The organism is Anabaena sp. UHCC 0204 (genome assembly GCF_009711975.1).
Lineage (GTDB): Bacteria > Cyanobacteriota > Cyanobacteriia > Cyanobacteriales > Nostocaceae > Dolichospermum.
Map to the genome: position 1 here is coordinate 22,302 of NZ_VIKW01000007.1, position 13,817 is coordinate 36,118.

Annotated in this window: 11 protein-coding genes and 1 pseudogene; 9 read left to right on the forward strand and 3 right to left on the reverse strand. The window is 35.8% G+C overall.

The window, feature by feature from the left end:
• The first annotated feature begins 20 nt into the window (after positions 1-20).
• Together FJR04_RS07640 and FJR04_RS07645 are read left to right on the forward strand one after the other, a co-directional pair.
• Positions 21-2,588, forward strand: coding sequence for a dynamin family protein (locus FJR04_RS07640; RefSeq protein WP_168493284.1), 2,568 nt, complete (start codon positions 21-23; stop codon positions 2,586-2,588).
• 35 nt (positions 2,589-2,623) lie between these two features.
• On the forward strand, positions 2,624-3,592 hold the full coding sequence (locus FJR04_RS07645) for a lipase family protein (RefSeq protein WP_168493286.1): 969 nt from the start codon (positions 2,624-2,626) through the stop codon (positions 3,590-3,592).
• Positions 3,593-3,620: 28 nt separating this feature from the next.
• On the opposite strand, the gene FJR04_RS07650 is transcribed toward FJR04_RS07645, so the two are convergent.
• From FJR04_RS07650 to FJR04_RS07660, 3 genes are all read right to left on the reverse strand, one after another.
• Positions 3,621-3,950 carry a XisI protein gene (locus FJR04_RS07650; RefSeq protein WP_168493288.1) on the reverse strand — a complete coding sequence of 110 codons (330 nt, stop codon included), beginning with the start codon at positions 3,948-3,950 and terminating at the stop codon, positions 3,621-3,623.
• Positions 3,938-4,354 (reverse strand): XisH family protein, encoded by a 417-nt coding sequence (locus FJR04_RS07655; protein WP_168493290.1) that lies wholly within the window; start codon positions 4,352-4,354, stop codon positions 3,938-3,940. Before FJR04_RS07655 ends, FJR04_RS07650 begins: the two co-directional genes overlap by 13 nt.
• A gap of 80 nt (positions 4,355-4,434) precedes the next feature.
• Positions 4,435-4,647 carry a hypothetical protein gene (locus FJR04_RS07660; RefSeq protein WP_168493292.1) on the reverse strand — a complete coding sequence of 71 codons (213 nt, stop codon included), beginning with the start codon at positions 4,645-4,647 and terminating at the stop codon, positions 4,435-4,437.
• Between the two features lie 176 nt (positions 4,648-4,823).
• On the opposite strand from FJR04_RS07660, the pseudogene FJR04_RS26610 reads away from it, so the two are divergent.
• The 7 genes and pseudogenes from FJR04_RS26610 to FJR04_RS07695 form a co-directional block, all read left to right on the forward strand.
• Positions 4,824-4,907, forward strand: a pseudogene (locus FJR04_RS26610) (addiction module toxin, HicA family); the annotation flags it as partial.
• Positions 4,907-5,119, forward strand: a complete 213-nt coding sequence (locus FJR04_RS07670; protein ID WP_168493294.1) for a type II toxin-antitoxin system HicB family antitoxin — start codon at positions 4,907-4,909, stop codon at positions 5,117-5,119. The pseudogene FJR04_RS26610 and the gene FJR04_RS07670, both read left to right, overlap by 1 nt.
• A 78-nt stretch (positions 5,120-5,197) precedes the next feature.
• The gene (locus FJR04_RS07675; RefSeq protein ID WP_168493296.1) at positions 5,198-5,800 is read left to right on the forward strand and encodes a Uma2 family endonuclease; all 603 of its coding nucleotides are present in this window, start codon (positions 5,198-5,200) and stop codon (positions 5,798-5,800) included.
• A 178-nt stretch (positions 5,801-5,978) separates the two neighbouring features.
• Positions 5,979-8,342, forward strand: a complete 2,364-nt coding sequence (purL, locus tag FJR04_RS07680) for a phosphoribosylformylglycinamidine synthase subunit PurL (RefSeq protein ID WP_168493298.1) — start codon at positions 5,979-5,981, stop codon at positions 8,340-8,342.
• 373 nt (positions 8,343-8,715) lie between these two features.
• Positions 8,716-10,173, forward strand: a complete 1,458-nt coding sequence (purF, locus tag FJR04_RS07685; protein ID WP_168493300.1) for an amidophosphoribosyltransferase — start codon at positions 8,716-8,718, stop codon at positions 10,171-10,173.
• Positions 10,174-10,418: 245 nt separating this feature from the next.
• Positions 10,419-11,903, forward strand: a complete 1,485-nt coding sequence (locus tag FJR04_RS07690; protein ID WP_168493302.1) for a glycosyltransferase family 39 protein — start codon at positions 10,419-10,421, stop codon at positions 11,901-11,903.
• A 536-nt stretch (positions 11,904-12,439) separates the two neighbouring features.
• Positions 12,440-13,777 (forward strand): four-carbon acid sugar kinase family protein, encoded by a 1,338-nt coding sequence (locus FJR04_RS07695; protein ID WP_168493304.1) that lies wholly within the window; start codon positions 12,440-12,442, stop codon positions 13,775-13,777.
• The last annotated feature ends 40 nt before the right edge of the window (positions 13,778-13,817 follow it).

Consider the following 13,817-nt stretch of genomic DNA (forward strand, 5'->3'; position numbering starts at 1 on the left):
TCTATCCACTGGGGATTTTTATGGATACTTCACGAGTTACTTCTGAGACTGTTGATTTATTATCACGCATCACAGGACAAAAACTGAGCCAACGGGATATCACACCACAGGTATTATTTTTAGCTAGTTTAGTGACGCTACTACTAGGAGTAATGCTTGTAGATGGGACAGTTTCAGAAGAAGAAAAACAACGTTTACAGAAAATTTTATCTCGATTTAGTCAATCAAATAGTGATATACAGAAATTAACAAACTTGATGATTAAAGGAGTTAAAGAAAATCAAACTTATAAAAAAATTCAGGATTTGTTAAAGTTAACATCTCCACTTTCAGAATCAGAAAAAATATTATTAATTGGTTTTGGTTATGAAATGTCAGCGGCAGATGGTGAAATTGATTTACGGGAAAAGCAATATTTAGAAATAGTTGCTAAAAATCTGGGTGTTAAATCACAACATTTATCAATTTTTGAAATTGCATTTACTCAAGAAGGAAATATTGAAGCAAATGCTTTAAATGAACTACATTTTTTACTAGATTCTTCTCGGTTTCAAGAACTTGATACAGTCTTTGTAAAAGCTGCAAGTGATATGTTGGCAATTTTACCTGCTAAACCAGAAATTAAAACTACTCAAAAGCATACAACTTTATCTTATGATGAGTTGAAAAAGTTCCAAGTCTATCGTCAGGAATTAGATAATTATTGTAACTTAGTCTCCCAAATAATTCACGAATGTAAAGATCATAGTTTCTTACCTTCTACTTTGATAGATGATATTACAGAAGTATATAATAAAATTAAAAATCAGCGATTTAGGTTAGCTGTTATTGGTGAATTTAGTCAAGGTAAATCAACGTTATTAAATGCTTTATTAGGTGAAGAAATTCAACCAGCAAGAGAAATTCCTTGTAGTGGTACAATTACTATTCTCAAACATGGTAGTAATAAGCGAGTAATCTGTCGTTATAAAAATGGTCAAGAAGAAGAAATTTCTTTAGAAGATTATCACCTGAAAGCAACTATTTCTGAAGAAGCAGCAATTGAATGTCTTGGTGATGAACTAGCGCATTCTGAAATTGAAGAAATTATTTTTGAACATCCTGATTTAAATTTATGTAGTAGTGGTGTAGAAATTATAGATTCACCAGGATTAAATGAACATCCTGACAGAACTTTAATTACTCATAAAATTCTTCAAAATACTGATGCTGCTATTTTCTTAACTAATGTATCTCGTTCTTTAACTCAGGGAGAACGTGAACTACTTCAAGACTTGAGAACCAAACTAAATTATGGTAAAGAAAATGAACCTGCTAATAATCTTTTTGTAGTAGGTAATTTTATGGATTTAGTGCGAACAGAAAAAGGTCGTGAACAAGTAAAACAGAGAATTGAAAGGTTTGTAAGTGGTCAAAATCCTATAGTTATAGGTGAAAATCGTGTTCATTTTATTTCTGCTCAAGCTGCATTAGATGCAATGTTACAGGGAATTGAAGATGAGTATTTACAATCTTTTCAAAATTTTACTCAGTCTCTTGAGAGATTTCTAACTCTTGAAAGTGGAAAAGTAAAAATTCACCAATCTGTTGAACAAATAAATAGAGTAATTAACAAATCCTTAAATAGTCTATCTCAATCTGAACAAACTTTAGAAGGTAAAATTGAAATTTCCGAAGCTCAAAAACTAGAAATATTAGAAAAAATAGGAGAAGCAAGTGCGAGAGATGTCAGAATCCGTGTATTAGTATCTAGCGTAATAGATGAAGTTTATGAAAAAGCTAGTGAATCTTATGACGAATGGCGTGCAGAATTAGGTGATAGAATTGCAGAAAAAAGTGCATATTGGGTTTCTGAACATAACCCAGTTCTTAGCCAAGATAAACTAATTAGAGATTATACGAATCAATTTATTGCAGACTTATCACAAGAAATAGATGAATGGGGTACTAAAATACTAAGAGATATTATTATCAAAGAAGGTATAGAATATTTAGATTCTAATATCGCTTATGAATTAGACGCGATTCAAGCTGATTTTCAACGTTTAGACCAACAAATTCAAACTAATTTTAGTCAGCAAATGAAGTTATCTATTGGAGGGATAAGTGATGATTTTATGGGTTTAGGTGGAATTGGAGGTGGAGTTGGAGTAGGTGGTGCGTTAGCTGTGGGATTAATAGCATTTACAGGACTAGGATTTATTGCAATTGTTGTAGCAGCAATAGCAGCTACAATTGCTAGTTCTTTTGGTTTTGGATTACTAGATTTTGATGGACTCAGTACCCAAATAAAGCAGAAAGTTTATGACATAGGCTTTGAAAAGTTTGAAGAATCAGTAGAGAAAATTTCAGAGAAGCTAGACGAAATTATTAATACAGTTTTTAATAGCAGAATTGAAGGTTCTAGTCGAGTAATTGCAGAAGCAATTTCATTATATGAAAACTTGATAGAACAACAAGAAAAAGCTCATCAAGAAAACCTAGAACAACGGGAAATTGAAAAAGCATTTATTAAGCAAAAACGCCAAGAACTTGAACAAGTGCAGAAAGAATTACAAACTATAATCAATAAATCTACAACCCTGTAATTACACAATCAAACCCACCCCAAAAATTAACCAACATGAAAACATCAACCGACAGACAACGCACCCTAGAAATGGCTTGTATTTCTCAACTCGCTTACGTCGCCTATAAACAAGGAAATGATATAGTTAGCGATATCCTAAAAACAGGTACTTCATCATTTTTCCCACCATATCAAACCATAGAATTTATCTCAGCACCACGTCCTTTAAGTGATACCGATGAATTAGTTTGTTGTGGTTTACTCCTATCCACAGAAAATGATATTGTCATTGCTATTAGAGGTACAGAAAGATTAGATGATTACTTCTTTAACTTACTAGCATTCCCCAATTCAGAAGCAATTCACTCCGGTTTTAATCTTTATGTTAAGAGTTTTTGGCAACAATTACAAGACTTTATCCAAAGAGAAGAAAACGCCAACAAAAATATTTTTGTAACCGGACATAGTTTAGGCGGTGCTGCGGCTACATTAATTACTAAACGAATTAGTGAAAGCGAATTAAAACCTGTTGCACCTTATACATTAGAAACTTATACATTTGGCGCACCACCAGTTAGCACAATAGAATTAATTCTGGATACTCCCATATATAGATTTAGAAATATCGGTGATTTCATTCCTAACTTACCAAAAATCATTGCTGTTTTATTAAATAAAATTCCAGGAATAAAACAAGTAATTATCAATTGGAAACCAGAATTATTAAAAACACTGGCTGATTATTCTCATGTAGGTAATGAATATTGTGTTAATAAAAAATATGAAATCATTGAACAAACGGACACTAATTTACCTAATATTAAATTAATTTTGCAAATTTCCAGTTTATTAGCTGCACAATTAAAATCACCATCTCAAGCAGATGTTAATAAATTTCGGTTGTTAATAAATACCCTGATTCAAACATCATTGGAAGAACATCGCGCCATTAAATATGTAGAAAGAATTAGTTTTGGGAAACTTCCACCTTATATTTCTAATTTGCATGATGATGAGGAGTAAAATAGAGATGAAGATTTTAATACAGTTATTATCCCACCGCAAAACCTGTAAATTGCCGCTTATAAGGAGCATGAAATCCTAAAACAATATCTTCTTTAGGTACACCAGCAGCGATTAATTCATTAGCAATACCAATTTCTGTACCATCTCTTTGTATCCAGATTTTATCATCTTTAATATCAACATGAATAATCACTCCATAGGTTCTGATTTGTTGCTTCCAACCAATATTTAATACTTGATAATGATGACGTTGCGTATCAAAAAGTAGTTGAATTTCTGTACCATTGGCGATATCATTGGTAGAATGATTGCTTAAAATATCTTGAATAATTTGCGAGTAATTTATTCTTTCCATAAAACAATCTCCTGGGTTAAAGAATCAAAAATTAAAACCTTAATTTGATATTCTTTTAAAGAGTCTTGGATAAATTGACGAGAGAAAAAATCTCGATATGTGTCTTCGCTAATGGCTAAATATAAAATCCGTTCAGGTTGTTCTTTTTTTAATGCTAACCGATAATTGAGAGTTTGACCTAAAGCAAGATGAAATTCAGTTACTTCAGATGCACCTACAAAAGATTTTACTTCTACAGCTATTTGTTGACCTTGTTTTTGCGCTGCTAATAGTCTTTCTGCTCCTAAGTCTACAAAAAATTCGATATCATCAACTTTAATATACAGTGGATCATGGGTAATGTTCCAACCATCTTTTTCTAAAGCATTACGTACAGATTCATGAAATATATCTTTAGATGGCATAAGCAAACAATTAATTAACATCAATAATTATATCTAAAATCTCTTTCAATCTCATAAAACAGCAGTATCTATAACTAGCTTTATGAAATTATCTCAGAAATTTCCTCATCTGTGTAAACTGTTTCATTCTTTTGCATCAAATAAGAACGCAATGCACGGAATTTGTGGGTAAAGATGTAGTCCTCAATAGCTTTACCGACTAAACTATCAGCAGATATACCTTCAGTTTGGGTAATTTCTAAAAGTGCTGCTTTCAGTTCTGGGGTAATAGTAATGGTTAGGGTATCTTGCATATTTTATCAGCAAGTAACATAATTAATTATACAATAAATCAAACTATTGATTACAGATAGATGTTAATATGAAAGTAAGAATAGTGATTCAGCGACTAGAAGCTGATGGTTAGTATTTAGCCAGAACTAGAGGAAGTCACCGACAGTTTAAATATCCTGATAAACTTGGTACAGTTACAGTTTCCGGTAAACCTAATATTAATGTACCCATTGGTACAATAAAAAGTATTTGGAGGCAAGCACAATTGGAGAAAGAATAATGCGTTATACAGTAGTAATTGAAAAAGGAAATACCAGTTATGGTGCTTATGTTCCCGATTTACCCGGTTGTATAGCTGTAGCTGAAACATTAGCAGAAGTTCAACAACTAATTGTAGAGTCCATAGAATTTCATATAGAAGGTTTAATAGAGTCAGGTTTACCAATTCCCCAACCTACAAGTATCGCTCAGGAAGTTGAAGTTTTAATTTAAGTAGTAAATCTATAAAATATTGGAGAGATTATGACAGAAGTTAAAACAGCAACCACTAAAATCTTGAGGATATGAAATATGATTGCTTCTCCTAATATTTACATCACACCAGAAGAATATTTAGCAATGGAAGAGAAAAGCACAGTTAAACATGAATATATTGATGGATATATTTATGCAATGGCTGGCGCACTTGATTCTCATGTTACTATAGCTGGTAATATATTCTCGTTACTTCGTAATCACGTCCGGGGTTCTGGTTGTCGGGTGTACATTGCTGACATGAAAGCGAGAATAGAATCTTTAAATAGATTTTACTATCCTGATGTGATGGTAACTTGTGATGAAAGAGATCAAGAAACTCCAGGTTATAAAAGATTTCCTTGTTTAATAATTGAAGTTTTATCTAATTCTACCGAAGGATTTGATAGAGGTGATAAATTTGCTGATTATCAAATGTTGGAAACTTTGCAAGAATATGTTTTAATTAATACGAAAAAACCAAGAGTTGAATGTTTTAGGCGCAATGATGATGGACTTTGGATTTTACAGTCTTATGTGGGAGAAAAAGCATCATTTCAATTGAAAAATATTAATTTTGCAGGGACAATGACAGAACTTTATGAAGATGTGAATTTTCAGTCTCTTGAATCAGAAAAACCTGAGAACAACATGGCATAAATAACAATCTAGCCAAAAAATGTGACAAAATTTAAAAAAAGTCGGGAGTCTTAATCTCTTTGATATCTCTAAGATCCCCGACTTCTGACATCAATTCATAATTTATTGACAAGATTAAAAAAAAGAAGTCGGGAATCTCAGATAGAATATTTCTCTGTCCTCTTGGTGCATAACTTCCATGACCACATTTGGTGAAAATCCCTTTTCTCCCCAAGAAATAGCCTCAGAAGGCATAAAACCAGAAGAATATACCGAAATCGTCCGCCGCTTAGGCCGTCATCCCAACAAAGCCGAACTAGGTATGTTTGGGGTGATGTGGTCAGAACATTGCTGTTATAAAAATTCCCGCCCTTTACTCAAACAGTTTCCCACCACGGGACCCCGCATACTTGTTGGACCCGGTGAAAATGCCGGAGTTGTGGATATCGGCGACGGACTACAATTAGCGTTTAAAATAGAATCCCATAACCACCCTTCCGCCGTTGAACCCTTCCAAGGTGCTGCAACCGGAGTAGGTGGGATATTAAGAGATATCTTCACAATGGGGGCGCGTCCCATAGCCTTATTAAACTCCTTGCGGTTTGGAGATTTGAATGATCCGAAAACTCAAAGATTGTTTGCTGGTGTAGTATCTGGTATTTCCCATTATGGTAACTGCGTTGGGGTCCCCACAGTTGGGGGTGAAGTGTATTTTGACCCCGCCTACTCTGGAAATCCCCTTGTCAACGTCATGGCATTGGGATTGATGGAAACGTCGGAAATTGTCAAATCAGGGGCTTCCGGCTTAGGAAATCCCGTGCTGTATGTAGGTTCAACCACCGGACGGGATGGCATGGGCGGCGCAAGTTTTGCCAGTGCGGAATTAACTGAGGAATCAATGGATAACCGTCCTGCGGTGCAAGTAGGAGATCCATTTTTAGAAAAGTCCTTAATTGAAGCTTGTTTGGAGGCATTCAAAACCGGGGCTGTAGTTGCGGCACAGGATATGGGCGCTGCGGGTATCACCTGTTCAACTTCGGAAATGGCTGCTAAAGGTGGTGTGGGGATTGATTTCGATTTAGATAAAATTCCGGTGCGGGAATCGGGAATGATTCCTTATGAATACCTGCTTTCGGAATCTCAAGAACGAATGTTGTTTGTGTCCGAAAAAGGACGGGAACAGGAATTAATTGATATTTTCCACCGTTGGGGACTGCAAGCTGTGGTTGCGGGTACGGTAATTGAAGAACCTATTGTTAGAATTTGGTTTGAGGGGAAAATTGCCGCTGAAATTCCCGCTGATGCTTTGGCGGAAAATACGCCTTTGTATGAAAGAGAATTATTGACAGAAGCCCCCGAATATGCACAAAAAGCTTGGCAATGGACAAGTGATAATTTACCTGTTTGCAATGTTGAGGGAATTGAAATTGAGGGAAGTCTGCAAAGTTGGAATGATATTTTATTGACTTTGCTAGATACTCCTAGCATTGCTTCTAAAAGCTGGGTTTATCGTCAATATGACCATCAAGTTCAGAATAATACGGTATTGTTACCGGGTGGTGCTGATGCTGCTGTGGTGCGGTTACGTCCTTTGGAAGCAACCCCCAATCTGACATCCAAAATCGAAAATCTCAAATCGGGCGTTGCGGCTACAGTAGATTGTAATTCTCGTTATGTCTATCTTGATCCCTATGAAGGGGCTAAGGCAGTGGTGGCGGAAGCTGCCCGGAATCTTAGCTGTGTGGGCGCTGAACCCATCGCTGTGACAGATAACCTCAATTTTGGTAGTCCAGAAAAACCCATTGGTTATTGGCAATTATCGTGGGCTTGTCGGGGTTTGAGTGAAGGTTGTCGTGAGTTGGGTACGCCGGTAACTGGGGGGAATGTCTCTCTTTACAATGAAACTTTCGACGCGGAAGGTAATCCTCAACCAATTTACCCGACTCCGGTTGTGGGTATGGTGGGGTTGATTCCTGATTTAACGAAAATTTGCGGACAAGGTTGGCAAAATGCAGGTGATATAATTTATCTTCTGGGTTTATCAATTCAATCAAAAATCGAATTGGGTGCTTCTGAATATTTGGCAGCTATTCATAATACGATCGCAGGTAAACCCCCTAGAATTGATTTTGATTTAGAACGTCTGGTACAAAAAGCTTGTCGTCATGGTATTCGCGCTGGTTGGGTAAATTCTGCCCATGATTCGGCTGAGGGTGGTGTGGCTGTAGCTATAGCGGAATCTTGTCTTTCTGGAAATTTAGGGGCGGAAATTAATTTCCCAATAAGTGCAAATCATGATTCACGATTTGATGAAGTGCTATTTGGTGAAGGTGGGGCGAGAATTTTAGTTTCTGTAAGTGGAGAAAACCAAGAAAAATGGGAATCCTATTTAAAGGAACATCTCACAGAGAATTGGCAAAAACTGGGAACAGTTGCTAATTCAGGGAATTTGGAGATTTTAACCGCAGATAAACATCAGTTACTCCAGGTTAGTCTCGAAGATATGAGCGATCGCTATTCTCAAGCCATCTCTAAACGTCTTGCTATCTACACCAATACCTAATCAACATCAAAAATCAAGGTTTGAACATGAAAATTTACAATTCATACTTCATCCTTGACCAATTTACGGTACTGTTTTAATGGATGGTTAAAGATTTGTTAAGAAGAAGGTGACAGGTGACAGGTGACAGGTGACAGGTAACAGGTAACAGGTAACAGGTAACAGGTAACAGGTAACAGGTAACAGGTAACAGGTAAGATTAAGTGTTTTTCTCCCCTGCTCCCCTACTCCCCTGCTCCCTTGCTCCCCTGCTCCCCTACTCCCCTGCTCCCCTGCTCCCCTGCTCCCCTGCTCCCCTGCTCCCCTGCTCCCCTTCCCAGTTTTCAGTTCCCAGTTCCCACTGACTCGACACCCCACCAGGAGCAAAACCAGCATGATTCCCCTTAATTCCGTTACCTTGGATGAACACCATCCTGACAAGCCAGAAGAAGCTTGTGGTGTTTTTGGCATTTACGCCCCAGAACAAGACGTTGCTAAATTGACTTACTTTGGATTGTATGCTCTTCAGCATCGAGGTCAAGAATCTGCTGGTATTGCTACCTTTGAGGGTTCGCACGTTCACCAGCACAAAGATATGGGCTTGGTATCGCAAGTATTCAATGAAACCATTTTAGATGAGTTACCTGGAAATCTGGCAGTTGGACATACTCGCTATTCCACTACCGGTTCTAGTCGTAGAGTTAACGCCCAACCAGCGGTTGTGGAAACTCGCTTAGGTTTATTAGCCCTAGCACATAATGGTAATTTAGTCAATACAGTAAAATTGCGAGAAGAGTTAAAAGATCAGTTTAACCTAGTAACGACAACCGACTCAGAAATGATTGCTTATGCGATCGCTCAGGAAGTCAACACTGGTGCAGATTGGTTAACAGGGGCAATTAATGCCTTTCACCGTTGCGAAGGCGCATTTAGCCTAGTTATTGGCACACCAGAAGGTATCATGGGAGTTCGTGATCCTAACGGTATCCGTCCCTTAGTAATTGGCACATTAGATAGTGATCCTGTCCGTTACGTTCTCGCTTCTGAAACTTGCGGTTTAGATATTATCGGTGCTGAATATCTGCGTGATGTTCAACCAGGAGAATTAGTTTGGATCACTGAAAGCGGCTTAGAATCATTTCAATGGCATCAACAGCCAGAACGCAAACTTTGTATCTTTGAAATGATCTATTTTGCCCGTCCGGATAGCCTCATGCACGACGAAACTTTATACAGTTATCGAATGCGGTTAGGACGGAGAATAGCGGCTGAATCCCCCGTAGAAGCTGATTTAGTCTTTGGTGTTCCTGATTCTGGTATCCCTGCGGCTATTGGCTTTTCCCAAGCTTCTGGGATAGCTTATGGTGAGGGATTGATTAAAAATCGCTATGTTGGCCGCACTTTTATTCAGCCTACTCAAGCCATGCGTGAGTCAGGTATCCGCATGAAACTTAACCCCCTCAAAGATGTATTATACGGTAAGCGGGTAGTAATTATTGATGATTCGATTGTTCGGGGAACTACTAGCCGTAAACTAGTTCAAGCTTTGCGTGATGCTGGTGTAGCCGAAGTCCACATGAGAATTTCTTCTCCTCCTGTCACTCATCCTTGTTTCTATGGTATTGATACTGATACCCAAGATCAATTAATTGCTGCTACGAAGTCAGTCGAAGAAATAGCCAAACAATTACAAGTTGATAGTTTAGCTTATTTGAGTTGGGAAGGAATGTTAGAAACAACCAGAGAAGATACTAATAGTTTCTGTTCGGCTTGTTTTACTGGTGATTATCCCGTCGCTATTCCTGAACAAATGAAGCGTTCTAAATTGATTTTAGAAAAGGTTGTAGTCTAGAAAATAAAGCAGATCACACAAGCTTTTGTCCAATTTTTAATGGTTGGTTGATTTATGTCATGCTTTACTAGTTAAGTTGGTTTGAACAATACGCCAAATTGAAAAAAGCCTTGATTTGTAGCGACAAAAGTATTGTTTAGGGAAAGTTTTTTTCTTTCCCTTTCCATTAACTAATCAGGATGGTGATGCCCCTTTTTATGATATTTTAATTAATTGTTGCTAAATCATCCGAGTTATGAGAATTTATGCTAATTGATAAGATTCAAAAACAAATTCAAAAGTCACCTATATTATTTTTAATAACCTTATCTATATCTGTCCGATTGTACAATATTAATTCACCAATTATAGGCATTCATTCCTGGCGACAAGCAGATACAGCAGCAATGGCTAGGAATTTTTATGAAAATGGATTTAATTTATTTTATCCACAAATTGATTGGGGTGGTAATTCCCTTGGTTATTGTGAAACAGAATTTCCAATTTATTCATTTATTGTAGCTATATTCTATAAATTTTTTGGTGTACATGAATTATTTGGTAGATTGACATCTATTCTTTTTTCATTATTAACAATATTTTTCTTATATAAACTTATTAGCAAATATCTTGATCATAAAACCGCTTTTTGGTCATGCTTATTATTTGCTATTTTACCATTAACTGTATATTATAGTCGAACTTTTCAACCAGAATCCATGCTTTTAACGTGTTCGATTATAGGAGTATATTATTTTACTAATTGGTTAGAATCAGAAAAATTATATTTTTTATTCATATCAGCAATTTTTGTCTCTCTAGCTTGTCTTATTAAAGTTTTACCAATAATATATATTGGCATACCGTTGGTTTATTTAGCTGTAAACAAATTTCATCTGAAGATTTTCAGCCAAATATCTCTTTGGTTTTATAGCTTATTTATTATTTTCACATTAGCTCTATGGTATTATCATGCTCATCAAATATATTTAGAATATGGTAATACTTTTGGATTTTGGGGCGGTTCAACAAACAGATATCAATATAATATCATATTCACTTTTAATTTTTGGTTAGAAATAATATCGAGAACGGCTATCAGACACTTTGCTATTTTCATGTTTCCCATCTTTATAGCAGGGTTATTTATACCAAGAAAAAGCCAAGAAGAGTATTTATTTGATGTTTGGTTATTGTCAGTAATATTAACTTGGGTTTTAGTTCCTACTACTAGCTTAGTGCATGAATATTATCAACTACCAATGATGCTTCCTGGTGTTGTCTTTATCGGGAAGGTTTTTAGCAAATACCTAAATAGTGATCATCAGCGTCTTAATATATCAAAAATTTTGGTAACTTCTCTATGTTTATGTATAACAACAGGTTCTATCATATATTCTGTAGATTATATGTTTAAAGAAAGCACAGATAAATCAGAAGTTATCAAATTAGCTCAGTTAGTTAAACAAAATACAGAACCACGTTCATTAATAATTTCTACTACAGGTGGTGATCCAACTTTACTTTACTTATCTCATCAAAAAGGATGGCTGATTAATCATAGTGATATAACAGAGGAATACATTATTTCTAGAATAAAATTAGGTGCTAATTATTTAGTAGGAAGTTTTAAATTTGTTGAAAGCTATAACTTATTTGTAAATGATGATCAGAAACAAAAAATTACTTCCATTCTCAAAAAATATCCCAATACTGTAGAGAATGAAAATTCATTTATTTCTAAACTATGATTAACTATTTATTTATATTCAGAGGGAACAGGAAAAACTTATGTTTTTAAACATGAGATTGAAATAATGACACTGTTTTTTTGACTGAGCTTTAAACTCACCAACTAAAGTTTCTTATCTGTTCCCTGTTCCCTTTTTTGTAAATATGCTTGTATCAAATTTAAATAAAGTTGTATAGAAGTAAGATTTTAAGAATAATTGACCGCAGATAAACGCAGATAAACGCAGATAAATACGGAGGATTATTTTTTTGTGCAGTTTCCTATAAAGTTGGAGGATAGGTATAAATTGTTGTCTGTTTGCGGAGGGTGGTGAATGACTTCTAGATTCTTGGATTTTTCAAACATTCTCTTAGTCATACAACAAAATATTTGACTCTTGTAAAAGATACACAAATCAAATAGAATTGCTATAATAGCCCAGCATAACAAGTAAGTGAAAAATAGGTTAAAATTATTTTTCCAAAATTTGCCCTGACACTATATTATTATTGAACAGATTTTAGATGTTGAATAGTTACCAAAATTGACATATTTATGAATAACAAACCCAAAATAATTGTCCTCGATGATGATCCTACTGGTTCACAAACCGTTCATAGTTGTTTACTATTGATGCGCTGGGATGTGGAAACATTACGTTTAGGATTAAAAGATGATGCTCCTATTTTCTTTATTTTAACTAATACTCGTTCCCTAACTCCAGAAGCAGCCGCATCTGTGACTAGAGAAGTTTGTCACAATCTTAAACTAGCATTAGCAGCCGAAAAAATTGACGATTTTCTCGTAGTTAGTCGTTCTGACTCCACCTTACGTGGACATTATCCCATCGAAACTGATGTCATTGCCGAAGAACTCGGTCCATTTGATGCTCATTTTCTTGTACCTGCATTTTTTGAGGGGGGAAGAATTACCTGCGATAGTATTCATTATCTAATTATTGATGGTGTTCCTACTCCAGTCCATGAAACAGAATTTGCCCGTGATTCTGTCTTCAGCTACAATTACAGCTATCTTCCCAAATATGTAGAAGAAAAAACCCAAAAACGAATTAAAGAAGATAGTGTTACCAGATTTTTGCTTGCAGATATCCGTGCTGGTAGTTTAGAACGCTTATTGCAACTTCATGACAATCAGTGTGGTGTTGTAGATGGAGAAAATCAAGATGATCTTAATACCTTCGCTGTTGATATTTTAACAGCCGCAAGCCAAGGAAAACGCTTTTTATTCCGTTCTGCTGCTAGTATTTTAACAGCTTTGGCTGCCTTACCACCTCAACCCATTGCTGCTGAAAATATGGCAAAATACGTGCGCGGTGGTAAACCTGGTGCGGTAATTGTGGGTTCTCATGTCAAAAAGACAACTCAACAGTTAGAATCATTATTACAAGTTGAGGGAACAGTAGGGATAGAAGTTAATGTTGGCAGATTACTTGATCATGGTATAAATGAATCTGCTAAACTGCTGGCTGAGATCCTTGAAAAGATCCAAGTAGTACATAACTCTGGAAAAACACCAGTAGTTTATACTAGCCGTCAGGAATTGTCTTTTAAAGATGTCAAAACCAGGTTAGATTTTGGAGCAAAAGTTTCGGCTTTACTCATGGATATTGTGCAAGGTTTACCATCTGATATAGGCTTTCTCATTAGTAAGGGGGGTATTACTTCTAATGATGTCTTGAGTACGGGACTGAGTTTAACTTCCGCTCGGTTACTTGGCCAAATTTTAGCCGGTTGTTCAATGGTAATTACACCATCTGATCATCCTCTTTTTCCTAACTTACCTGTAGTGTTGTTTCCCGGTAATGTCGGTAATGCTGATGCTTTGGGGACAATTTATCAAAGATTGATATGTGAATTAACAACTGATAATTGATAATTATCAATTTAAAATCTCAATGTTAGTATATTTTGGC

Coding starts and splice junctions, on each gene's coding strand:
- purF (WP_168493300.1), top strand. CDS start 8,716: ATGATTCCCCTTAATTCCGTTACCTTGGATGAACACCATCCTGACAAG.
- FJR04_RS07650 (WP_168493288.1), bottom strand. CDS start 3,950: ATGGAAAGAATAAATTACTCGCAAATTATTCAAGATATTTTAAGCAAT.
- FJR04_RS07690 (WP_168493302.1), top strand. CDS start 10,419: ATGCTAATTGATAAGATTCAAAAACAAATTCAAAAGTCACCTATATTA.
- FJR04_RS07695 (WP_168493304.1), top strand. CDS start 12,440: ATGAATAACAAACCCAAAATAATTGTCCTCGATGATGATCCTACTGGT.
- FJR04_RS07645 (WP_168493286.1), top strand. CDS start 2,624: ATGAAAACATCAACCGACAGACAACGCACCCTAGAAATGGCTTGTATT.
- FJR04_RS07660 (WP_168493292.1), bottom strand. CDS start 4,647: ATGCAAGATACCCTAACCATTACTATTACCCCAGAACTGAAAGCAGCA.
- FJR04_RS07675 (WP_168493296.1), top strand. CDS start 5,198: ATGATTGCTTCTCCTAATATTTACATCACACCAGAAGAATATTTAGCA.
- purL (WP_168493298.1), top strand. CDS start 5,979: ATGACCACATTTGGTGAAAATCCCTTTTCTCCCCAAGAAATAGCCTCA.
- FJR04_RS07670 (WP_168493294.1), top strand. CDS start 4,907: ATGCGTTATACAGTAGTAATTGAAAAAGGAAATACCAGTTATGGTGCT.
- FJR04_RS07640 (WP_168493284.1), top strand. CDS start 21: ATGGATACTTCACGAGTTACTTCTGAGACTGTTGATTTATTATCACGC.
- FJR04_RS07655 (WP_168493290.1), bottom strand. CDS start 4,354: ATGCCATCTAAAGATATATTTCATGAATCTGTACGTAATGCTTTAGAA.